General features: G+C 52.3%; 14 protein-coding genes. 3 read left to right on the top strand and 11 right to left on the bottom strand.

The window, feature by feature from the left end:
• The first annotated feature begins 45 nt into the window (after positions 1-45).
• Together ACYVK4_RS19730 and kdsB are read left to right on the top strand one after the other, a co-directional pair.
• A complete protein-coding gene (locus tag ACYVK4_RS19730) occupies positions 46-747 on the top strand; it encodes a phosphatase (protein WP_461129244.1) in 702 nt (233 codons plus the stop codon).
• A gap of 61 nt (positions 748-808) precedes the next feature.
• Positions 809-1,567, top strand: coding sequence for a 3-deoxy-manno-octulosonate cytidylyltransferase (gene kdsB, locus ACYVK4_RS19725; protein WP_461129243.1), 759 nt, complete (start codon positions 809-811; stop codon positions 1,565-1,567).
• A gap of 20 nt (positions 1,568-1,587) precedes the next feature.
• On the opposite strand, the gene ACYVK4_RS19720 is transcribed toward kdsB, so the two are convergent.
• On the bottom strand, positions 1,588-2,754 hold the full coding sequence (locus tag ACYVK4_RS19720) for a glycosyltransferase family 87 protein (protein ID WP_461129242.1): 1,167 nt from the start codon (positions 2,752-2,754) through the stop codon (positions 1,588-1,590).
• Between the two features lie 74 nt (positions 2,755-2,828).
• On the opposite strand from ACYVK4_RS19720, the gene ACYVK4_RS19715 reads away from it, so the two are divergent.
• On the top strand, positions 2,829-3,491 hold the full coding sequence (locus ACYVK4_RS19715) for a thiamine diphosphokinase (protein ID WP_461129241.1): 663 nt from the start codon (positions 2,829-2,831) through the stop codon (positions 3,489-3,491).
• Positions 3,492-3,515: 24 nt separating this feature from the next.
• Here the strand turns inward: ACYVK4_RS19715 and porU2 are convergent, their stop codons facing one another.
• The 10 genes from porU2 to ACYVK4_RS19665 all read right to left on the bottom strand — a co-directional run bounded on the left by porU2 (position 3,516) and on the right by ACYVK4_RS19665 (position 23,213).
• A complete protein-coding gene (gene porU2, locus ACYVK4_RS19710; RefSeq protein ID WP_461129240.1) occupies positions 3,516-7,574 on the bottom strand; it encodes a putative type IX secretion system sortase PorU2 in 4,059 nt (1,352 codons plus the stop codon).
• A gap of 198 nt (positions 7,575-7,772) precedes the next feature.
• On the bottom strand, positions 7,773-9,254 hold the full coding sequence (locus tag ACYVK4_RS19705; RefSeq protein WP_461129239.1) for a RagB/SusD family nutrient uptake outer membrane protein: 1,482 nt from the start codon (positions 9,252-9,254) through the stop codon (positions 7,773-7,775).
• Between the two features lie 14 nt (positions 9,255-9,268).
• Positions 9,269-12,457, bottom strand: coding sequence for a SusC/RagA family TonB-linked outer membrane protein (locus ACYVK4_RS19700; protein WP_461129238.1), 3,189 nt, complete (start codon positions 12,455-12,457; stop codon positions 9,269-9,271).
• A gap of 340 nt (positions 12,458-12,797) precedes the next feature.
• On the bottom strand, positions 12,798-13,976 hold the full coding sequence (locus ACYVK4_RS19695; protein ID WP_461129237.1) for an endonuclease/exonuclease/phosphatase family protein: 1,179 nt from the start codon (positions 13,974-13,976) through the stop codon (positions 12,798-12,800).
• A 51-nt stretch (positions 13,977-14,027) separates the two neighbouring features.
• Positions 14,028-14,978 (bottom strand): hypothetical protein, encoded by a 951-nt coding sequence (locus ACYVK4_RS19690; protein ID WP_461129236.1) that lies wholly within the window; start codon positions 14,976-14,978, stop codon positions 14,028-14,030.
• A gap of 76 nt (positions 14,979-15,054) precedes the next feature.
• On the bottom strand, positions 15,055-16,437 hold the full coding sequence (locus ACYVK4_RS19685) for a sensor histidine kinase (RefSeq protein WP_461129235.1): 1,383 nt from the start codon (positions 16,435-16,437) through the stop codon (positions 15,055-15,057).
• Positions 16,437-17,117 (bottom strand): response regulator transcription factor, encoded by a 681-nt coding sequence (locus ACYVK4_RS19680; RefSeq protein ID WP_461129234.1) that lies wholly within the window; start codon positions 17,115-17,117, stop codon positions 16,437-16,439. The genes ACYVK4_RS19685 and ACYVK4_RS19680 overlap by 1 nt, the downstream gene beginning before the upstream one ends.
• A 209-nt stretch (positions 17,118-17,326) precedes the next feature.
• The gene (locus ACYVK4_RS19675; RefSeq protein ID WP_461129233.1) at positions 17,327-18,781 is read right to left on the bottom strand and encodes a TolC family protein; all 1,455 of its coding nucleotides are present in this window, start codon (positions 18,779-18,781) and stop codon (positions 17,327-17,329) included.
• Entirely contained in the window at positions 18,759-22,010 is a 3,252-nt protein-coding gene (locus ACYVK4_RS19670; RefSeq protein WP_461129232.1) for an efflux RND transporter permease subunit, read from the bottom strand. Before ACYVK4_RS19670 ends, ACYVK4_RS19675 begins: the two co-directional genes overlap by 23 nt.
• A gap of 66 nt (positions 22,011-22,076) precedes the next feature.
• Positions 22,077-23,213, bottom strand: a complete 1,137-nt coding sequence (locus ACYVK4_RS19665; RefSeq protein WP_461129231.1) for an efflux RND transporter periplasmic adaptor subunit — start codon at positions 23,211-23,213, stop codon at positions 22,077-22,079.
• Positions 23,214-23,366: the final 153 nt, after the last annotated feature.

Here is a 23,366-nt window from a genome sequence, read left to right as displayed (position 1 = left end):
GTTGAAACATCATACATCCTATATCGTACATCTTATATCTCTCTCATGGTTGACATCGAAAAAACCTTTACCGCCCTGGGTGGTCAGTTTATTACGCCTGCCGACGCGCTGAAGGATAAGCTTCGGTCTGTCAAAGCCATCGTGTTCGATTGGGACGGCGTTTTCAACGACGGGATCAAGACCGAAGCGGGAAGCAGTTCGTTCAGCGAAGTCGACTCCATGGGGACAAACCTGCTCCGGTTCGGGCTTTGGCTTCAGCATGACGGGCAATTACCGGTGGCGGCTGTGATTACTGGCGTAACCAATACGCTGGCTGATGCCCTTGTGGGTCGTGAGCATTTCCACGCCTGTTATTCGCAGGCCAAGCATAAAGTTGATGTACTGGCTCATCTTCTGGAAAAGCACAACCTGGAACCGAAGGAAGTTGCCTTTTTCTTCGATGATGCCCTTGATCTTTCTGTTGCCGAAATTGTGGGCGTTCGCATCATGGTGCGCCGACAGGCCAATCCGTTATTCACCCATTATGTAGTGACCAACGGCCTTGTTGATTACGTTACCGGTAGCCAGAGCGGACAGTTTGCCGTGCGCGAAGGATGTGAACTTCTGCTTGGCCTCCTTGGTCAGTTCGAAACGGTTATGGCCGAACGACTTCGTTACAAGCCTGTTTACGACCAGTATTACCAGCAACGGCAGGCCGTGGAGTCCACTTACTGGACCGTAGGACCAAATGGGCCGGAGCCTAAATAAGCACAGCAAAATAAGCCCCCTGTGCAGCTCTGAGTTTTCTTTGTAACATAATTCTTATTACATGATTATCGGAATAATCCCCGCCCGGTACGGCTCTTCCCGTTTCCCCGGCAAACCTTTAGCCGACATAGGTGGCAAATCCATGATTCAGCGGGTACTGGAACAGGCAAGTCAGGCAGCCTCTCTATCGAAGGTGGTGGTGGCAACGGACGATGACCGCATCGCAGGAGTCGTTCGTCGGCTTGGTTACGAGGCTGTTATGACCCGAACCGACCATCCCAGCGGTACTGACCGCTGTTGGGAGGCCTACGACCGACTGGTAGCTGACGGGGGTATTACCGGCAATTCATCGGATTACGTGCTTAATATTCAGGGTGACGAACCCTTCCTGGACCCGGCTCAGATCGACGAACTGGCGGCTATTCTCGATGGGTCGGTGGAGCTGGCTACCCAGATGGCGACGGTCGATTCGGCAGAGATGCTGCATGACCCGAAAGAAGCCAAAATTATTATAAACGGCCAGAACGAAGCGCTGTATTTCAGCCGTTCGGCGGTTCCATACCTGTGGGGTGTTGAGCCCGACCAATGGCACGCGAAACATGCCTACCATCGTCACGTGGGCTTGTATGCCTACCGCGTAGATGTACTGGAGAAATTGACCCAGCTACCCCCGTCGCTCCTCGAACGAACCGAGTCGCTGGAGCAACTGCGCTGGCTGGAAGCGGGGTATCGAATTAAACTGGTTCCCACCAATTTCCAGACCCCAAGTGTCGATAGCCCGGAAGATATCGAGAAGATATTGAAAAGTGGACTTCTGTAAATTTTAGCTGGAAACACCTCTCAGGCGAACGTTTCGAGGGGTTTAGCGGGCATCGGTTGCGTCCAGATTTGATACTGCACCCTTGCCCAAACAAACAGACAGGGGAGAGCCTTGATGTTATAGGGTTGAAAAAACTCTTTCTGAACTACCTGGGGGAAGATATCGGTGGGAGATAGCGACGTAAAGATGATCACTAAGCCTAGCAAAATCTGGTCGAGACGGGTGGGCGTATCAAGGGTAATCCACCATAAAGCCACGCCCGTAACCGCCATTACGTAAGTAGGTGATTCGGCCATTTTGTTGAAAACGATCATAAACAGCAAAAAATAGGCAACCATGCGCCGTTGAAACACCCGATCCTGCCAAAGGCCGAACCGAAGGAAAGGGAGCAGGAAAAGAGTAGCTCCAATCAGTTCGATCATTCGATAATTGGCATCCGTTTTCGCCATCCCGAACCACGACTGGGCAATCCCCATTACCGATACCTGTAACCCTAGTTTACTCACAACAATAACGCTGAACCATTCCCGATACTCAGCCAGCAGGTGATCGACCGGAATCATAGTCAGGGGAGCTAGGGCGAAGAGCACCGTCCAGCCGGTCATCGCCAGAATGAATTGAGGCTTTTTCGGATAGAACAGAAAGAAGCCCGCAGCCGCCACCCCGTAGAATTTGATGAAGCCGCAAAGGACAAAGAAAAATGCGGCCTGCCACACTCGCTCGTGGCGGAGGTGATATAAACCCAACAACATTGCCCCCACAATCAGGTTGTTGCTTTGCAGATTTTGCGCCGTAATGAGCGCTTCCAGGATTATGATCAAGAGTGCTTTTCGCCGTTGCAGCGCCGGGTCTTTTTCGTCGGATAGATAGAACCAGACACCCGCCAGCAGCACCACTGTATTCAGGAGATTCCAGAGAATCATACCCAATAGATTCGGTAAGTAATAGAATGGCCCCATTAGCCAGGCAAACGTCGGGCTGTATTTATAATTGTCGTCGTAGAGTTCGGGGTGCAGGCCGTAGATGCTTTTGTCCAGCAACAGATTGTGAAACGGCCGGGCAAACATTAGATAATTGTTGTAATTGCCAAACCCGAGCAGGTAATTTTGAAGGGCTACCAGGCAGAAAAGAACCACGTACAACCCCAATAGTCGGGGTAAAGTCAGAAAACGTAGAGCGGATTTCAAAGTTAAATATGTTCGTTACTTCCTGTAAAATTAAACAGGATCCATCCGACTTACCCGATTATCTTTGATCCATTATGTCATCTCATCATATTGTCCGAGAAAAACAGGAACCGGCCCTGCTCATTGCCAATGGCGAAGCCTGTAACTCCGAATTACTGGGCCAGCTTCTGGAGTGGAGCCCGACCGTAGTGGTGCTCGATAGTGCCATTTGGCGGGTGCTGGATTTAGGTATCAAAGTCGATGTGTTGCTCGGCGACTTCGACAGAGATCTGGACCTGAATGCCATTCGGGAACGGCAGTATCCGATTGACATCGTACACACACCCGATCAGAATAAAACGGACCTCGACAAAGGCATCGAGTACCTGATCGAGCAGGGGTACCCGGCCGTTAATATTATCTGGGCAACCGGTCGCCGGGCCGATCATACCATCACGAACATGACGAATATTGTCCGGTATAAAGACCGGATTCGAATTGTGATGATCGACGACCACTCGAAAATCTTTCCCCTGGTCGGGCAATTTGAGAAGTGGTATGAAGCCGGAACACCTATTTCGCTCATTCCGGTGGGTACCGTAACCGGTTTCTGTTCGGAGGGGCTGGCGTATAACCTTCAGAACGCCACGCTCACGTTGGGCTATTATACCAGCAGCAGTAACGAGGCTGCTCAGGACGGATTTGTCAGGATCGACGCTAAAAACGGTGATCTGCTGATTATGGAATGTTGGGATTAGCCGGGTAAATGACTGAAATCTCTTTTAACGAATCAAAAGGATGCGGCCGCTTCGTTTATCACTAGCTCGTATAGGCCAGTCATCGCCATAAGCGGGTTGCAGCGTCAGTCTATAAAGGTATGTACCTGCCGGTAGCGGGTGCCCGTCGTTGTCGAGCCCGTCCCATGCCCACTCATTCAAACCCACCCTGGGCGATCCGTTCAGTTGCCGCACCACCTGCCCGGTCAGATTTGTAAACGTCAGGAAAGCCTGACCAGGGGGCTGATCGCCCGTCAGTTGAAAGGAGATGATCGTTAGATTCTGAAAGGGGTTGGGATAAAGGGTTAGGTTGGTCAGCCTGCGCTCCCTAACTACCCGAAAGCTAACCCGGTATGGTATGGCGGCATTGCCAACGGCGTCGCGGGCCGTAACCAGCAACTGATAAACACCGTCCGTTAACGAGGAGAAAGGATACCGGAGCCGAAATATATTGTCAGACCCGGTAGGTTGGATAATAGCTCCCCGCCAGCTCAAACGCGCAAAGGCTGCCTTGGGGCTGGGCCGCTGTAGAAATAAATCAAGTCCCACCGTGTCGCGTCGGATAAGTGACCGGTTATCATCGGCCAGCAGTATGTCTATCATTGGGCGGGCCGATACGATTGCGCTATCCATAATCTGTTTGCCGTCAATGGCAACTTCGAGCAGTGGGCCTAACCGGTCAGGTTGGACGGGCAGACTCAGATCAAGTGTGTTGTTCACAAACGACGACTCGGGTTGAAGGCGCGGATTGACGGTTAACAAAATCCTATTGGTGCCGGGTATGTTTTTTGTGTCGATCCGAGTCGTAAGCTGTAACGTATCCTGCCGCAAAGGTGCTTTTATCTTCCAGATTAGGGTTGACGAATTTGGGAGGCCAGCTGCGTAAAGGGTTTGCCGGACAACCAGCGAATCCGTGAATGCATATGGACTCAGGTTGGTAAATTGTGCCTGGATCAATACACTGTCGCCCTGCCGGATATCGTTCGGTATGGCTGTTTTGAGCCAGAGCTGCCCCTCGGGTAAATGAGTTGTTGTGCTGCCCGGTACATACCTGAACGACCCATACGACCACCCGGCGGAGTCATTTGGCGTCGTCTCTCCACTGGCCTTCACCAGCCGAACCCGCCAGTAGTAAGCTACATTAGCCTGTTTCGACAGGGTGACTGTCTGGCTAATGACACCCGTTGCCGTTAGGCGTCGCGATAGGAGAAAAGGGCTGGTGAAATGGGTTGTGCTGTCGAGTTGAAGCTCAAAAAGCCGGGATCTGCTGTCGGGGTAATGGGCCGTCAGTTGAACGGTTGTAGTTCGGATTTCTGCGTTGACGGGTGGGTAAATAAGGACAGGGGCTGAACCTGGAATCGCCATTTCCACCGACACCAGATTGTTTGTTCGATTGGTTTCCGTACAGGAAAAGGGTAAATCAGCTGGGTTTATCGTTACCTCAAATCGGTTAATTCCTTCAGCGGTTCGCTCATTGGGAAACGTTAGGCTTAGGGTGTCTCGGTAAGCCACTGAGTGCGGAATAAGCAGGTTGAAAACGCCTGACTCATGGTCATTCACCCATCGGCGTACCCGGATAGGCAACGGGCCGCTCCGGTACTGGCCTGCATTATAGACAACAGCCCGGATCTGTACGGAATCGCTAAGGATTGTCAGGGGTTGCTGATCGGCACTCTGGATGGTCAGATCACCGGAAGTCAGGCCATAATCGGGGGTTTTGACGGGAAATAACCGAATGGCGGGGTCACCCTGCAGGATCATCTGCTGACCATTTGCCAGCTCTCGTCCGTTGGTAGTCCGTTCCAGAACACGGCGAATTGTTTCCTGCTGTAGCTGCCCGATGGATTTGTTCAGTTGGGTGCTATCGGTCAGGAGCGAAAAAAACGCCGTTGTGTAGCGGTGCATCACATCCGGTTGACCAAGGTGGCTACTGGCAATGGCCGCAATCGCTCCCCGTTCTGGCGTCAGCACCCAGTCAGTGGCGAGGGTTGGCTTGCCAAACAGAAAGTTACCAATGGCACAACCGTTAATGAGTAGGATTGGATATTTACCCTTGTTGCGGTAGCCCAACGCGTCGTTCGAGCTAAAACCGATTTCTACATCCGTAACGTCGAGGCCCGAATGCCCAAAGAACGTGATCAGACCGACGCCTTCATTAACGGGTTTCACCACATCGACCGGTTCCACCGGATTGTCGGTCTTTTTTGACAGTAGGGTCACCCGTGCGCCCAGCGATTCGCCAACGGCCTGTTTCTGGTAGCTTTCGACCAGCCTCTTAAATAAGTCACGTTCTCCCGGAGACTGCCCTCCGCTCAGCATTAACAGATTTTTGTGCCAGAACAAATTGTCGAACTGCCCTTCATATTCCTTTACCTTATTGAGATAATTGACCACCTCCAGTGGCGTTCCGGCATTGATGCGCCCCGTTGGAATGGCAGGTACGTCATCTGGCAACCCCTTATTCTCAACCTGATTTAACCCGGATGTGTAGGCGACATCAGAGCCGGGAAAACCGGCTGTCATGACCATATCCAGCGTTGCCTGATTCGGGTTACGTCGAATGCCGGGTGTACTCCGGGCACGGCCCAGGAGCAGCAAATAGCGTAGTGAACCGTTGCTTTGCCGGGCTAATTGAGCCACAAAACGACGAATGGCCAATGGGCTCCGTTCGCCATAATTATACTGGTCAATCAACTGCTGCATCGTTGCTGTTAGGGTATCGTGGCTACCCCCCGCTGCAGAAGCCCGGTAGCCGGCATACGCCTGCACTGCGTTGACCCAACTGCCGGTAACCGGGTCATTAACTGGCTGCATAAGTGCTTCGTGGGTAACAATCAGATAAGTGGGCTTACGACGGCTCCAGTTGGTGAACGTGACAGGTTGAATAGCTGTAATGCTTTTTGGCTGATTGGTGCTATGAATAACGCGGACAGTTTCTGTGGAACGGATTAGTAGTTGAACGGTATCTGATTGAATATGTGGTCTGATTTGGACCGGGTTGCCGGGGTTTGTAATGTCCCAGAAACGGGTATCGTTGGGTACTTTGGCGATCTTGAGCAAAGACTGCCCACGGGTGTTTGGTGCCAGTGTATAAGTCAGTTGCTGGCTGCTGCTAAGAAAGACCTGCGGGTAGCGAAGTTTACAATAGGAGAGGGAGTAGGCGTCAACGCTGATTTCTTCCCCGCGTGAAACCAGCGTCACATAAACATTGCCGTCCGGACCAATATCCGCCCAGCTAACCGGCTGCTGAATCTTTGCGTTATCGTAAGTGGAAAATCGGACGGAGTCGAGAAGACGCTGGCTGGCGGGGGTAGGCCCAACCAGACAATAAACGTGGTGGTTCGTGTAGTCACGACCCGCCAACAGGAGATCGAGTTGAGGGGGAGGTCCTGTCCTGACCGCGTTTTTCAGGGAAAATGAAAGCGTAAGCGGTTTATCTTTCTGCTGTATCGAACCCGTATAACCTTCCCCTGTTTCAAAATAACTGTACTCGATTTTAGGATGTATCCCGCCGGGCCATCCGGGGTAGTCGGTCGTAAATACGCGTAGGTCTTCGGCCCAGTGGTAGGGTTCGGGAAGTAGGTTAGCAACGGATGTGTCGGCGTGTTCTACCATCCGTTTGCCGGATTTTCCATCGAGTCGCCAGGTCAGGAAGTACGTTGTCGTATCGCTGAAGAGACTATAATAGGGGTGAGGTTGTGCGCTGGCGGGGCGGTACAGCAGAGAATCCGATACGCCATCGTTCCCGCGCCCGTAGAACTCCAAAAAGTCTTCGTTATCGAAGCGCCCGTCTTGTTCACCCGCCACATGAATAGCCTGTTCAATACCCCGGTGAAACAGCTGGAGGGTCGTTGGGTCTAGTTGGTCAACGGGAATGCGGGCGTTTCGTAAGTCTGAGATCGTCATTCGGTACAGCCCATTTCCGGCAACGGGGATTTTGTAATAGGTCTGACCATCGTTGATCCACTGGGTCGGGTTGGGGTCGCTGCCCGCCGATTGGGCCAGACCAGCCAGGGGCAGAAGGATCAGGAGAAGCGGAAACAACCGGGTTCGTAACGGACGCATACAGGCAGACATATTGCCTTAGACGTGCTGGATTCATACTAAGTATCGGAAATTCTCTATTCGTGTACTTGAATTTGTTGGACTGGTTTTGAACCGGTCGTTAGATTTGGTTATCACGGTATGCTTCTATGTGTGCATAAACGCCAATGCCCCGGACCGGAAATCCGATCAGGGGCATTGGCATAATAGCGAAGGGTTTTAAAGGGGGTTCTGCACAATGGCCTTGTTGGCATTCAGTTCCCGACGGGGAATCAGAAACTCCCATTGCACATCGCCGGGGGCTACATCGAAGAGAACAGCCACCGCCGAGCTGATATTGGATGTACCGTTTCGGTTGAGGGCCATGTTCATGCGCTTAAGATCTGTGAATCGGAAACCTTCGCCCCACAGTTCAATACGCCGGTTGAACAGTATCTCGTCGATCAACTGAGTGCCAGTCTTTGTCGATAGCGTGTACGAAGGGTCTCGCTTATTCACCAGTTCAAACAACACGCTGGCCGCAGCGGTAGCGTTGCCCAGCCGGGCCTGGGCTTCAGCTTCGATCAGGTGCATTTCGGCAACCCGCATGTACGGAATATCGCCCATTGCGCTGGTCGATGGCGTGCCGGGTAACCGGAATTTCTGGTTCATATACGGCACCCGCACCCCACCCGTCGGCACAATTGAATTCGTTGTGGTTGGGGTTTTAACCCACATTTTTGCCCGTACGTCGGTGGCTGGAATCTGGTCATACAGCAGGCTGTTGATGGCTTTTGGCGTTACCCGGATGTTCGTGGAGTTGTAATTGCTGGACATATAGGAGTGGAACGCCCCGAAATATTCCGTCTGATCTTCAACATGATCGAACCCCCACATCCACTCGGGGTTGCCGATGTCCGAGAACCCTTCCTGATACTGCGCAACGGTCATCAGTGAGAAGCCCTTACGCGCTTCGGCCGCAAACTTGGCGGCATCCGTCCAGTTCTGTTGCGTGAGCGCCACCCGCGCCTGAAAGCCTTTTATCACCTCCAGGTTGATGTGTGACTTGAACGAGCGGGTCGACGTAAGCAGGGTCGCGGCTTCGGTCAGGTCTTTGTTGATCTGCGTGTACACCTCCTCCACGGTGGCGCGGGGCAGGCCTTCGGTTGTGGGCGTCAATACCAGCGGCACCCCTGGCTGGCTGTTGGGTTTGGCTGCGGCATCGTACCGCTTCCCGTAAAGCTGCACCAGGTTAAAATAAGAAAACGCCCGAATACCCAGCGCTTCCCCTTTGATCTGATTCCGCTCTGCCTGGGTGCCCGCAGCCTTATCGATGTTGGCAATGCCGATGTTGGCGTTACCAATCAGCCGGTAGTATAACTCATAGGGAAGTTGGTCGCCAGCCGATGTCTCTGAGCGGTGGGCCTGCCAGCGCTGCTCGGGCAGATGCCAGGTGTTTGACGTGTTGCTCAACACCAGATCTTCGCCCAGTGCGTCGATGATGATCATCATGGCCGGGTGCCCGAAATGTCCCTGCGAACTCAGGTACCGGACAACCATGGCCCGGTAAATACCATTGATAGCGCTGGCTGCATTTTTTGTGGTCGAATAGGCCGCCCCGGCATCGATACTGCTGGTAGGTGCTGTTTCCAGATATTCTTTATCGCAGGCTGTCGTCAGCAGGCCCAAGGCGAGTACTAGGGTTAAATATCTTGTTTTCATGAAGTGACTAAAACTTAAAGCGTAAATGAAACACCCAGGATAATACTCTTGGCTGGGCTGAATACGTTGCTGGTAACTCCCGTAAAAGTCTGCTGAACGTTCATGCCCTTCCGATTAGACAGAATCAGGAAATTTTCGCCGGTGATGTACACCTGCGCGTTTTCCAGAAAAGCCCTCCGCGACAGCGTAGCGGGGATGGCATACGAAAGCGTTATCGTCCGCAGGTTCAGGTAACTGGCACTCGTGAGCCAGCGGTCCGATGCGGCATCAAAATCGGACGTTCGGCCGGCGTCCATCCGGGGCACGTTGGTAATGTCGCCTGGGTTCCGCCAGCGGTTCAGGATATCAACTGATTTAGCGCTGCCATAACCACCCGAACTCATCAGGGCTGCGTAGGCGGCATCGTAGGTTTTGCCACCCAGCTGATACACCGTCAGTGCCGAAAGGCTGATTCCTTTATAACGGAAGGTATTCGTAAAACCACCCGACACCGCCGGAATTGACGAGCCGTTGTAATGATACCGGGCGTTGTTCACGCTGGTCGTCAGTGTGTCGCCAGCTTCCGTAACGTAGGAGTTTGCCGCCACAAAGTTGGCTGCCCGGTATTGCGCTTCGCCCGTTGTTGGGTTTACACCCTTGTACTCGCGCAGCCAGTAATCGTAAATGGACCGGCCAACGGCCAGTTTCTTCGTACCGTCAATTATTTCGGGATTTTCGTCCGGCATTTTTGTGATCCGGTTTTTTACTCGCGTGGCGTTCAGGTCGATACGCCAGGTGAAATCCTTTGCCCGGATGGGTTCAATGCCCAACTCTACTTCCATACCGCGGTTATACATCGTGCCGATGTTCCGGGTAACGGTAGCAATGCCATCCGACAAGGGTAAAGGAACGGCGAAGATCAGGTTAGCCGATCGGCGATCGAAGTATTCGAGCGTACCGGAAACGCGCCCTTTGAACAGGCTGAACTCCAGAGCCGCATCGAACGAGTTACTCGATTCCCAGGCCAGGTTCTGGTTGCCGAGGCTCGTTTGCAGAATACCCGCTTCGGATGCGTTATTCCATATGCCCAGGCCAAAAAGGGGCTGCCAGGCGTAGTAACTGATGGTATTGTCCTGAGCAAATGCTGCGGTATTTCCTCCGCCATCATTGCCTGTCTGGCCATATGAAGCCCGCAGTTTCAGGGAGTTGATGGTCGGGATCGACCGCAGGAAATCCTCCTGGTCGAGACGCCAGGCGCCACTCACGGAGTAGAAGGTGCCCCAGCGGGAATCCCGGTAAAATTTACTCGACCCATCGCGCCGAACCGAAGCAGAGAGAAAGTACTTCTGGTCGTAATCGTAGTTGATGCGGGAGAAGTAGCCCTCTACCCGACGCGTGTTGTACACCGACGACAGGAAGGTGGTGGTGGTGAAGTTGCCTAACTCGTAGTTGCCATCCACAATCTGCTGCGAACGCGAGCCTTCCAGGTTGTTGTCGTTGATGCTGAAATTCTCGTGACCCAGCAGTACATCGACCGTATTCTTCCCAAACGACTTGTTGTAGTTCAGCAGCTGATTGAGGTTAAAGCTGGTAATGTTCTGGAACTGATGGTTGGCGCGGCCCGCCGGAGCGCCGTCACCCACCTCGGGGTTGCCGTAGGTGAAAAAGTTCGAGTTGGTAATGTCCGTACCTACGTTGACCGAGAATTTGAAATCTTTCAAAAACGACACTTCGGCAAAACCCCGTGCCCCCAATACGTTCCGGCGCAGGTAATTTTGATTCAGCAGCGTTTCGGCTACCGAATGGCGACCGCCAAACTGGGGTCGGGCGGGTAGACCAAGGGCGGTCAGGTTGCCGTAATCCCAGCGTCGCTGGCCGTTCGGCAGCGTTAGAAACTGACCGGCGTTGTTCGGGTCGTAGGCATAGACCGGATAGATCGGCCCGATGTTCCGTGAGAAAAAGAACGGATTCACAAAGTTTGTGCTGCCATCCGCATCGGCCTGATTCGACTTTGATATGGTCGTCGACAGGTTGGCGCCCACCCGAAACCAGGGTTTCATCTGCGAGTTGATATTGATACGGCCCGTGAAGCGTTCGAAGTCGGAGCGGATCAGATACCCTTTGTCATTGAGGTAGCCCAGTGACACAAAATAATCGGAGTTTTTTTGCCCACCGGCAAAGCTTACGTTCAGCTCACTCCGGTTCCCCTGTCGCGTAATAGGCTTCTCCCAGTTCAGATCATCGGGCGAATACAGGAGTTGGGCGTTCTGGTTGAACTGCCCATCGGTGTTGACCAGCTGGTTGGCCGGCACGTTATAGACGTTATAGCCGACCAATCGGCCTAATTGATTGGTGGCGTCGGCATTGGCGGTAGCCAGCGCAACGGGGTTAGTGGCCCGGTAAGCGATGCTGTTTCGATACATTTCCCACATCAGCGGATAATATTCACCAACGCCAACCCGGTCATATTCGGGCAAGCCCCGGCTACTGAAGCCCTGCGTATACCGCACATTGATGGTACTTCGATCTTTCTGCCCTTTTTTCGTTGTCACAACGACGACACCATTGGCTGCCCGTGCGCCATACAATGCCGTAGAAGCCGCATCTTTCAGGACCGATACACTTTCGATGTCATTCGGGTTAATGTTGGCGATGTTGCCCGAGTAGGGAATGCCATCCACCACATAAAGCGGATCGTTGCCGGATGAGATCGACCCGAAACCCCGAATCCGAATTTCGGGGGCCGCGCCCGGTTGCCCGGTGCCTGCCGTTGTCTGAACCCCCGAAACCGCACCGGAAAGTGCCTGCGCTACGTTACTGACTCCCCGGTTTTGAATCTGGGTGGGCGACAGTGTACCCGCCGATCCGGTAAAAGAGGCCCGCTTGGCGGTACCGAACGTCGTCACGATAACCTCATCCAGATTAGCGGCATCGGGTACCAGATTAACGGGAATGGTCGATTGGTTGCCAATCGCAATCTCCTGCGAGGTGTATCCGATGAAACTAAAGACCAGCCGACCCGTTGACGGCGCATTTAGTTTGTAGTTCCCCTCGGCATCGGTAGTGGTACCGCGTGTTGTGCCTTTGAGCTGAACGCTCACCCCCGGTAAGCCTGACCCGTCCTCAGAGGAGGTAACGCGGCCACCGACCGTAACATCCTGCGCCAGTACTGGTAGACAAAAAAGGAGTGTCATTACCCAGCTACCCAAGAAAAGTTTTCTCATGAAGTGTTACCAATAAACAGTTTTTAATACGTTTTTAATTGAATCCGCAAAAATACCTCATAATTGGCAAAAGCAATATTTTATTCTATAGAAATACTTGATTATTGATAAATTCTACGGCGTTTGCTTTTTATTTAAAAATATCATGAATGTATATGGTTATTCTTATTGCGTCGGGGGTAGGAGCAGCGATTTATTCGATGTTAAAGCATCAGGCCATCTCGTTAACGCGCAAGGCACCGGAATTACGGAGGTATAACTGGCTAGCGGGTAGCCTTTTATAACCTTGTAATTCCGGTGCCTTGTGCGTAACGGGATGGCCTGTTACCTGGTGTAGAGGCTACGGGTTACCGGCTTTATGTAATGCCAGTACATTGGGATTTGCTGGCTGGGTGGCTGATTTTTTCAGCACATACTCGGCCACTACCGGGAAGTGGTCGGAAAAGGAAATGCCGGAGAGCGTCTGGCAGGTTTGGATGGCCCAGTCGCTGCTGACAAATTGCTGGTCGATGCGTACCCAATACGGGTGACGGTTCAGCGTGAACCCGAGCCCATGACCTGCTTCTTCAAAGGCATTTCTGAAATTTTGACTTAGCTTTCCATACGAGTAGCCAATGGGCGTCTCGTTGAAGTCTCCGCATATAATGACCGGGTATCGGCTCCCCACAACATACGACTCCACTTCTTCCAACTGGGCATTCCTATTTTCGAAGCCTTCTTTCAGTCGGTGAAAGGTGTCGATCAGCTCAAGCGAAAACCGGCCCAGATCACCGGCTTTCAAAGCTGCTACTGCCTGATTGGTTCGCACTCCCATCGACCATAAATGCACGTTGACAACCCGGATGGTGTCGGCTCCGTAGGCAATGTCAGCGCAGATATACCCGTTGATTTCAGGATGATTGGGTTTGCTCCACAGCCGCGTATACTGGTTCACGATCGGGTATTGGGAAAACAAGGCTAGCCCTATTTCGCGGTCTTCGTCGAAACAGGTCAACTTCTCAATTTTAGCCGCATACTGATGCTCCACCTGACGGTTGGGCGAGTACTCCTGAAAGCAGGCAATATCCGCTTTCAAGGGCGAGGCATCAAAGCCATTCTGGCTATTTGTGGGAAAGGTTTCGCTGTTGAAGCTCAGTACTTTCAACGCCTGGGCTTTGCTCATATCCAGCGTGCCATCATTGGTGCCGACCAGCCGTTTCATAACAAAAAACGAGAACAAAACCCAGATCAGCCCCGCCGTACCAACAATCATCTGCTGTTTATAGAGCAGGTAAATACAAGCCAATAGTCCGCAGGGTATAGCCAGCGGAAGGCTCATCATCACAAACCCCGTCAGCCAGTGACCCACCATGGGGTAGTAGCAAAAAGCCATCGTGAAAAACAAGTAGCCGAGAGTGGCGTAGGCTACGGGAAATTTCCGGTATTTATCAAATAGACCCCCCCCGGCCTGACGTACTGTTGTCACAATAAGGTGCAGGTCGGATTGGATCAGTGCCGTGATTTTTTTTAACGTTGACATAAGTAAACTGTTTCTAGGAGGGGTGGGCGCAAAGAGGGCATTCGTAACGGACTACTTCACTTCGAAATTGCCGTTACCAATTCTGAAGCCTTCCGTGTATAATTCAACGGTGTACGTGCCGGGTCTGTAGGAAGCTTCCCGGCGAAAAAAGATGTCGACCCGCTGGTCGTTGTTTTCAAAGGGAACGGATTGCCGGATGCTGTAGCCAATCTCTTTGCCCTCAAATACCAGAACGCCACCAATGCCGCTTTCGCTGACAACAGCGCCGTTGGCATCGAGTATGCGCACAAAAATCTCTTTGTTGTTGGTCAGTGCGACCGGGTTGGAAGGTAGGATAAACGATATTTTTAACCGGTCGATGCGCGAGGCTTTGTAGGTACCGCCCCGGCGTTCTTTACCATTGGAAGCAACCGCCGTCACGGCGACATTTACCGCTTTCATCGCCGACGCCAGCGTTACCTTGTCCTGCAGGTCAGCGTTTTGAATGGAGTAATTAACCAGTGTTTGGGCTAAGGCTGCCTTCTCGTTTTTCAAGCCTTCATTTTCACTGAGAATGTTCTGCTTTTCCTTTTCAAGGGCACGAGCCTGACTTAATAGTGAGCCATTTTCCGCCCTTAATTTACGGATGCTAACTTCGTTCTGCGTCAGAAAATCAGTATAATCCCGAATTTTCAACGTGTATTGCTGCATGGAAAAGGCCATATCGTTTTGCAGCTTTTTCTTGTCTTTCTCGAGTTGTCGCTTGATCCGCTCCAGTTCCAGAACGTTGCCGCCGAGCTGGCGTACTTCCACGATCTTCTTGTCCAGTACGTCCGAAATCGAGTCAAGCTTGATTTTAGTGGTGGCAAACTGCTCTACTTTGGCCGTTAGCAATTTCTGAACTTCCAGCGTTTCGTTACGAGAGCCAATGAATAGGTACGTCAGCAGGGCAAGGATGCCGATCAAAGCCCCGATCGTCATGTTCACCATACCCTGTTTGGCGTTCGTTACTTGTGATTCCATCAATTTTGTTTATTCTATAACTGACAAAACAACAATATGGAACTTAAGCACGACTTAAGCTCACCTTAAATTTACCTTAAAATGGGGTGATATTGAAAAGGGTCAGGGTAAAGGTGGTTCCTGCGGGCGTTGATTTCACGGCGATGGTGCCTTGATGAAGTTGAACGATCTGCGACACAACGGCCAGCCCAACACCATGCCCTTTGCTCGACTGCGATGTGGCATTACCCCGAAAGAAAGGCTGAAAAATAAAGGGCAGGTCGGTAGCAGGGATCTGAGGCCCTTCATTGAAAACGGAAAGGATAATGTGGCCCCCCGTCGAATGAAAGTCAACGTTTGCCGTTTTGGTGGGCGAAAACTTGCAGGCATTGTCGATTAGATTCATCAGTAATACCTGGAGTGAGGCTCGGTTTCCCTGGGTAATCAGGGCATCTTCATTATCCGGAAAATCGGTGAACGTGAGGTTGATCACGTAGTCATCGTGCCAGGCCTGCAACTGCGTCTTTGTTTCCCAGATAAGCTCATCCATACGAACCGGCTCAAATGACATTGTATTCGACTGAATGGACGTATTGGCCAGATCCAGCAGGGTGTTGGTAAGCTGGGTCAGGGCACGGGCATCTTCCTGCAGCGATTGCAGCGTTCGCTGGTAAACCTCCGGATCGCGTTTCTGAATAAGCGCCACGTCGATCTGCGAGTTGATCTTGGTGAGCGGATTCTTTAGCTCATGCGAGACGTTGGCGATAAACATTTTCTGGGTGTGAAGGGCCTGTTCGATGCGGTCGAGCAGCTGATTAAAGGTCGTCACCAGCAAGCCGATCTCGTCGGATCGATTCGGGTGTTCAACCCGTTTTTCGACATTGTCAGGAAAAATGGTATTGACTTGCTGTATGATGCCCGACATGGGGGCCAGCGCCCGATCGGCAAAAAGCCAACCCGAAACGCCAAGGAGCAGGATAGCCGCCAGAATCATAACCATCAGAATTTTCCTGAGGTCGTCGAGCGCTTCTTCGCCGGGTTTGTCAATGCCGCTCACAATTACCCAGTTACTGCTCGGCCCGGTGTTCAGGTGAATGGCAACGATCTGGTACTCATCCCGACGCAGGTATAGTGTTTGGGCCGTTGAGTCGAGCAGCGGTATGAATTGCTGGTGAAATTGTGTGTTGGCTGGATTGGTGGAGAAGAGAACCTCTTTCGTGGTCTCGTTATAAACCGAAATGTTTTCGTTGAGAACCGGCTCTTTCACGTCGGCGTCAATGAGCCGCAGCACGGTGCTGTCGGTTTGTTTCAAATCGAACAGGAGGGTCGTTGTGGTAATGGCCCGGTCCTGAAGCCGCTTGAAGAAACGTTTTTCGAGGTAAAGTTTGCTGAAGAAATAAACACCGAACGAGAACAACAGCAGAATGAGGGTGACCAGAAAGACAAATTGGTACGTGAGCCGGGTTCGAATGTTGATCATTATACCAGGATCTTTAGCACATAGCCCATACCAATCTGCGTGTGGAGCAATTTAGGATCAAAGTCCTTATCTATCTTTTTGCGGAGGAAATTGATGTACACTTCAATGATGTTCGTGCCCGTGTCGAACGTCAGATCCCATAGTTTCTCCGCCAGTTCCACTTTGGAGATCACCCGCCCCTGATGACGCAAAAAGTATTCGAGTAATTGAAACTCCTTGGCTGTCAATGAGATTTCTTTTCCCGCCCGTACTACTTTTATGGTGTCCGGGTCTAATTCAAGGTCAGCAATTTTGAGCAGATTAGCCGTTTGCACCTGTCCGCTGTTCCGGCGAGTCAACGCTCTGACGCGCGCCATCAGCTCGCGAAACTCAAAGGGTTTGACCAGGTAATCGTCTGCTCCGGCGTCGAGTCCGACAATCTTATCGTCTGTTGTCCCCAGGGCCGTCAGCATGAGGATAGGCGTGGCAATACCGGCCTCCCGCAGCTTCCGGCAAAGCTCAAGGCCATTCATGCCGGGCAAAATAATATCGGATATAATGAGGGCATACGATGACCGGGTCGCCAGCTGAAATCCCATGGCGCCGTCATACGCTATATCGACTTCCCACTGGTGTTCTTCAAGCCCTTGCTTAATACTTTGAACCGTTTTGACTTCATCTTCTACGATCAGAATTCTCATAATACGGCTATTTCTACTATCGAATTTATAGAAATAACGTTACAGATAAGCTTTTTGATTGAAAGTAAGCTTTTCAGGAGACAGACATCCTGCTGTAATCAATTTAGTAGGATGTCTGACTGGTCGATGAAAATTATTGACTTTGAGGGGTAGAAGGGCTCGTCTGCCTCAAACCAATAAGGTTTTTGAAACCTTATTGGTTTATAAAATTACTCCCAGCCGCCACCTAAGGCCCGGTAGAGGTCGGTTAGCGATAAAAACTGAGCCTGCTTGGTGCTGATGAGGGCCAGTTCCGCTTCCAGCACGCTGCGCTGCGCCGTAATCACTTCCAGATAAGATGCATAGCCGCCGGAAAAGAGGTCGTTGGATGTTGACACCGCATTTTCCAGCACATCAACTTCCTGTTCCTGCAGTTCAACCACATTTCTGTAGTTCTCTACGCCCCGCAAGCTGGTAAGCACCTCGCTGAAACCGGTTAGAACAGTTTGCTGATACTGATAGAAGGCTTCCCGACTCTGGGCTTCCGATTGCCGGTAATTGGCCTTTATAAAACGGCGGTTGATGACCGGTCCGGCCAGACCACCCAATATACCAGCGGCAATAGACGCCGGATCGAAGAGCGAAGCGGCCCGAAACGAATTTAAGCCTACATACGCGGACAGATTTAAACTCGGTAGAAACTCCGCTCGAACAGCCTCGACATTAATATTGGCTGCCTGTAACTCTAGTTCTGCCTGGCGAATGTCGGGTCGGCGCGCGAGCATCTGGGCGGGAACACCCGTCAGCACCTGGCCCGGCAGGGTTCGGTCCTGCAGTGACTTGCCCCGGACGATAGGCTGCGGAAAGCGGCCCAACAGTCGGTTCAGCTGATTTTCGGTCTCGATGATCTGCTGTCGATTTCGGCTCAGGCGGCTGCGGGTGTTGAGCAGCTGGGCTGTAAATTGCTGAACGGCCAGTTCCGTAACCCGCCCGGCCTGTTTCTGAACCCGAACCAGTGTAAGCGCATTTTGCTGAAGGGCAATGTTCTTCTGAATAATTTCCTGTTCGCCATCCAGCGCCAGCAGCGAATAATAATAACGGGCTATTTCGGCAACCAGGGCCGTCAGTACGGCGTGTCGGCCTTTCTCTGAGGCCAGGAACCGGACATAGGCCGCCTTTCGCCGGTTGCGGAGTTTTCCCCATATATCGACTTCCCATGAGCTGCGGGCTCCCAGAAAGAAATCGGGCGTTGGGTTTGGGATCACCTGATTACCCCGGATGTTTTCAGACAGGTTCGTGTCAAAATTGCCCACGCCGTTCATCGTTGTTCGGCCATACCGGTCTACTCCCGCTGATGCCACAGCGTTGACCTGTGGAGCCAGAAAGCCCCGGCTGTACTCAAACGAAGCTCTGGCCATTTCGATCCGTTGCGTAGCGATTCGCAAATCCAGATTGCCGACCATGGCTGTGTCGATAAGACGCACCAGATTCGGGTCGTCGAAGAACGAACGCCAGTTCCTGCTGGCAATGCCGACAGAATCCGATGCGCCCGCAAACGTAGTTGGCACGCTGAGCTTGTCTGGCTGAAGCATTGGCCGGGGCACCTGACAACTGCTTAACAGGAGTAAACCAGCGAAAAAATAACAACTGTAACGACTTAATTTATGAATGAATGACGTTTCCATTAACATGGGTTTGGGTGGACACAGGAACAAGATCAGTTTGGGGCGCACTAGCCTGGGGCGCACTAGCCTGGGATTCTTTTGGATGATGGGCGGTAGGCTCATCCGTATCGTCAGGCTTCCGCGATTTAAACCGGTCAGCTAGTTTGGCAAAAATGACATAGAGACCGGGAATAAGCACCAGCCCGAAGAGGGTACCGGTCAGCATACCACCAGCCGCTGCCGTACCGATGGAGCGGTTGCCCAACGCCCCGGCACCCGATGCCATACACAACGGGACCAGACCGGCAATAAACGCGAACGAGGTCATCAGGATCGGTCGTAATCGGGAAACCGCCCCTTCCAGAGCCGCATCAATAATAGATAAGCCTTCTTTCTGGCGTTGATTGGCAAATTCTACGATCAGGATGGCGTTCTTGCCGAGCAGACCGATGAGCATGACCAGGGCTACCTGCGCATAAATATTATTTTGAAGGCCCGCCAACTGCAGAAAGGCGAACGAACCGAACACACCCGTGGGCAGGGATAAGAGCACAGGCAGGGGCAGGAACAGACTTTCGTACTGGGCAACCAGCAGCAGATACACAAACACCAGACAGATCGCAAAAATATACAGCGCCTGGTTACCCGACTTCACTTCCTCCCGCGTCATACCCGACCATTCATACCCGAAGCCCTTTGGTAGTTCTTTGGCGGCAACCTCTTCAATGGCCCGTATCACATCGCCACTGCTGTAGCCCGGTGCGGCATCTCCGTTAATCATCGCCGAGGTATACATGTTGTAGCGGGTGAGCTGCTCCGGACCATATACACGTTCCAGGCTGACGAAGTTGGCATAGGGTACCATTTCGCCCTGATCGTTTTTGACGCGCATATTGAGCACATCGTCGGGTTTGGTCCGGTAGCTGGGGTCTGCCTGTACCATCACTTTGTACAATTGCCCAAAGCGGATAAAATTGGAGGCATAGTAACTGCCCATCAGGGTTTGCAGCGTGCTCATGGCATTGTCGATGGAAACACCCTTCTGGGCAGCTTTCTCCTGATCGACGTGTAGCAGATACTGCGGGAAGGTCGGGTCAAAGCTGGTAAAGGCATTGCCGATTTCAGGGCGTTTTTTGAGCGCTTCGATAAAGTCCTGGGCTACTTTAGCCGTTTTGTTCAAGTCATCGCTGCGTCCCTTGTCCAGCATTCGCAATTCAAAACCGCTCGAATTACCGAAGCCGGGAACCGTAGGGGGCGGGAAAAACTGGATACTGGCGTCGGTTACGCCTTTCGTTTTTTCCTCCAGCGTGGCAATCAACTCCTGCATCGACTCCTTTCGTTCTTCCCAGGGCTTCAGGTTGATCATGGCCATACCATATGATGCTCCCGCGCCATCGGTCAGCAGGCTGAAACCAGCCAGCGTGGATATATTGTCAACGGATTCCTGTTGGGAGGCTATTGCTTCGATCTCGTCCAGCACTTTCTCGGTACGGCTGACCGTAGCGCCAACGGGAGTCGTTACGTTTACGTAAAGCATGCCCTGATCTTCCGTCGGGATAAAGCCGCCCGGCAGAATGGTGCTGATGCCCCAGGTAGCGAGTATAAACAGGAGCAACAACCCCCACGTAATGATCCCCCGGCTAACGACCCGGCGCAGCAAGCCCTGATACCAATTCGCCAGCGACTCGTAACCCCGGTTGAATTTGGTGAAGAAACGACCGAGTAGTCCTTTTTTCTCACCGTGCATAGGTCGGAGCATAATGGCGCACAGGGCGGGTGTAAGCGTTAAGGCGTTGACGCCGGAAATAACAATGGAAATGGCCAACGTGAGCGAAAACTGCCGGTAGAATATTCCTACCGGGCCCGACATGAACGCAACCGGAACAAAAACCGCCGACATCACTAAGGTTATTGCTACGATAGCGCCGGCAATATCGCCCATAGCCGCGAAGGTGGCGGCTCGGGGCGTCAGGCCTTCTTCTTCCATCTTGGCGTGAACAGCCTCCACCACAACGATGGCATTATCGACCACAATACCAATGGCCAGCACCAGCGCGAACAGTGTGAGCAGGTTAATGGAAAAGCCGATCATGCTCATGAAGGCAAACGTGCCCACCAGCGATACCGGCACGGCCAGGGCGCAGATCAGGGTGGAGCGCCAGTCCTGCAAAAAGATGAATACGATGATGAACACCAGGATGAAGGCTTCAATCAGCGTGCGAATCACTTCGTGAATGGAGGCATCCAGAAACCGGGATACGTCATACGCATAATTGTAGGTCATACCCGAAGGAAAGGAGCTCTCCTTTAACTCGGCCATGCGCGTCTTTACATTGGAAATCACATCGCTGGCGTTGGAGCCGGGCCGCTGCTTGAGCATGATAGCCGCCGAGGGGCGACCGTCGTTTTTGGATAAAACGCCGTAACTGAGGGAGCCGAATTCCACATTGGCCACATCTTTCAGGCGCAGCAGCGAGCCGTCGGCATTAGCCCGCAGCACGATGTTTTCGTACTGGGCCGGTTCAAAGAATTTACCGGTATAGCGTAGTACATACTGGAGTTGCTGGGGGGCCTGATCCGCACTTTCGCCCGCTTTTCCGGGGGCGGCTTCTACGTTTTGCTTACGGATACCGGCAATGACTTCATCGGCCGAAATATCATAGGCCGTCATACGGTCGGGTTTGAGCCATACGCGCATGGAATAATCCCGGTTACCCATAATGGCGGCAAAGCCAACCCCGTCGATACGCTTGAGTTCGGCCAGCACGTTGATGTCGGCGAAGTTATAGATGAACTTTTCGTCCACCTTCGGGTCGTCGCTGACGATGTTGAGGTAGAGCAGCATACTGTTCACCTCTTTTTCGGTTATAACCCCAGCCTTGATGACCTCTTCGGGAAGCTGATCAATCACGGTTGATACCCGGTTCTGGACGTTAACGGCTGCCAGATCGGGGTCTGTTCCGACTTTGAAAAACACTTGAATAAGGGTGGTGCCATCATTGCCCGACATAGAGGTCATGTAGGTCATGTTGGGCACCCCGTTGATGGCGCGTTCGAGCGGGGTGGCTACCGCTTTTACGGCCACATCGGCACTGGCTCCGGTATATTTCGTCGTTACCGTTACGGACGGAGGAACAATATCGGGGAACTGCGTAACCGGCAGACTGGTCAGGGCCAGTAAACCCAGCAACACGATCAGGACCGATATGACGGTGGATAATAAAGGCCTTTTTATGAAGGTATTGAACATAACTTTAGCAGTCTAATGAGGGCGGAGGATCAGGGACTTGTCTCCCGAAAAAAGAAAGATTCTTTATTACTGAGCCGATGCGTATAACGCCTGCAGACTCTTGGTAGGCAGTGCTTTCGGAACGATCGTCATGCCGTCTTTCAGACTCTGAATGCCTTCGTACACGATCCGGTCACCCGGTTTAAGGCCCGACTGAACGATATAGAACTGATTGACCCGGCTGCTGGGTACGAAGCTTCTACTTTTAACCTGATTGCGGGCATCCACGACATAGACAAAGTTTTTATCCTGCACTTCGAAGACGGCTTTCTGAGGTACCAGAACGGCATCATCCACGTCGTTACTCAGGCGTATTTTACCCGTGGCTCCATGCCGGAGAAGGCGGGCAGGGTTCGGGAAACTGGCCCGGAAGGCAATGGTGCCCGAGTTCCCTTCAAAGACGGTCTCGGTAGTTTCTATCTTGCCTTTGTAGGGATAGGGGGAGTCGTCGGCCAGCAGTAGCTCTACCTCCCGAACGGTGGTTTTGTCGGGGTCGCGCCGTTTCTTGATAAAGGACAGGTATTCTTTCTCCGATACATTGAAGTAGGCATACATCTCCTGAAGATTGGAAATGGTGGTCAGCAGGGCCCCTTGTTCAATCAAGCTCCCCTGCTTAAAGGGTAACCGGTTGATAACACCGTCGAAGGGCGCGCGAATGCTGGTGAGAGACACATGAAAGCGGGCCTTGTTCAGCGCGGCTTTAGCTCCGTCGATGTTCGCTCTGGCCGTCGCCATTTTTGCTTTGGCAAGTTTGGACTCAGAGGGTGATATGACGTTTTTATCCACCAGGAGTTTTACCCGCTCCATCTCTACTTCGACCGACTGAGCCTCAGCTTCGGCGCTTTCCAGACTAGCCTGCGCCCGATCGACTTCAACCTGGTACTCGGTACCGTTGAGCTGAAACAGAAGCTGCCCCTTGTGAACGGGTTGACCTTCGTCCACTAAGATCTTATCCAGATAACCCGCTACTCTGGCGCGGACTTCCACATTCTGAACGGCCTCCAGCTCGCTGGCATAGTCATGGCTGAGCGTTGCGTCCTGGTGGGTTAACTGAATGACGGGGAGGGCCGGAGTCGATTCCTCCTGCTTCTCTTCTTTTTGAGTCGAGCAACTGGTTAGTAGGACGCTGGTGAACACGGCCAATATTCCTGAATAATAACGCATGGAGATAAGGTGGCTGGATAAAGGATAGCCTTCCCGGTAAACGACTGTACGGTTTGCGAACAGTTGCGTTTTTACCGACCGTAAATAGGCATGCTGACTTAAGGATAAGCTTAGAAAAATATTAGAATTCCATTAGAGAAATTAGAATAGAGG

Source organism: Spirosoma aerophilum, from assembly GCF_054782495.1.
The sequence above is the reverse complement of the archived record's forward strand: the minus strand, read 5'-3'. Positions and strand labels throughout refer to the sequence as shown.

Bases quoted from the DNA above. Each gene is read 5' to 3' on its own strand.
- porU2 (WP_461129240.1), bottom strand. From the start codon at position 7,574: ATGCGTCCGTTACGAACCCGGTTGTTTCCGCTTCTCCTGATCCTTCTG.
- kdsB (WP_461129243.1), top strand. From the start codon at position 809: ATGATTATCGGAATAATCCCCGCCCGGTACGGCTCTTCCCGTTTCCCC.
- ACYVK4_RS19695 (WP_461129237.1), bottom strand. From the start codon at position 13,976: ATGTCAACGTTAAAAAAAATCACGGCACTGATCCAATCCGACCTGCAC.
- ACYVK4_RS19665 (WP_461129231.1), bottom strand. From the start codon at position 23,213: ATGCGTTATTATTCAGGAATATTGGCCGTGTTCACCAGCGTCCTACTA.
- ACYVK4_RS19730 (WP_461129244.1), top strand. From the start codon at position 46: ATGGTTGACATCGAAAAAACCTTTACCGCCCTGGGTGGTCAGTTTATT.
- ACYVK4_RS19670 (WP_461129232.1), bottom strand. From the start codon at position 22,010: ATGTTCAATACCTTCATAAAAAGGCCTTTATTATCCACCGTCATATCG.
- ACYVK4_RS19680 (WP_461129234.1), bottom strand. From the start codon at position 17,117: ATGAGAATTCTGATCGTAGAAGATGAAGTCAAAACGGTTCAAAGTATT.
- ACYVK4_RS19685 (WP_461129235.1), bottom strand. From the start codon at position 16,437: ATGATCAACATTCGAACCCGGCTCACGTACCAATTTGTCTTTCTGGTC.
- ACYVK4_RS19690 (WP_461129236.1), bottom strand. From the start codon at position 14,978: ATGGAATCACAAGTAACGAACGCCAAACAGGGTATGGTGAACATGACG.
- ACYVK4_RS19715 (WP_461129241.1), top strand. From the start codon at position 2,829: ATGTCATCTCATCATATTGTCCGAGAAAAACAGGAACCGGCCCTGCTC.
- ACYVK4_RS19705 (WP_461129239.1), bottom strand. From the start codon at position 9,254: ATGAAAACAAGATATTTAACCCTAGTACTCGCCTTGGGCCTGCTGACG.
- ACYVK4_RS19675 (WP_461129233.1), bottom strand. From the start codon at position 18,781: ATGGAAACGTCATTCATTCATAAATTAAGTCGTTACAGTTGTTATTTT.
- ACYVK4_RS19700 (WP_461129238.1), bottom strand. From the start codon at position 12,457: ATGAGAAAACTTTTCTTGGGTAGCTGGGTAATGACACTCCTTTTTTGT.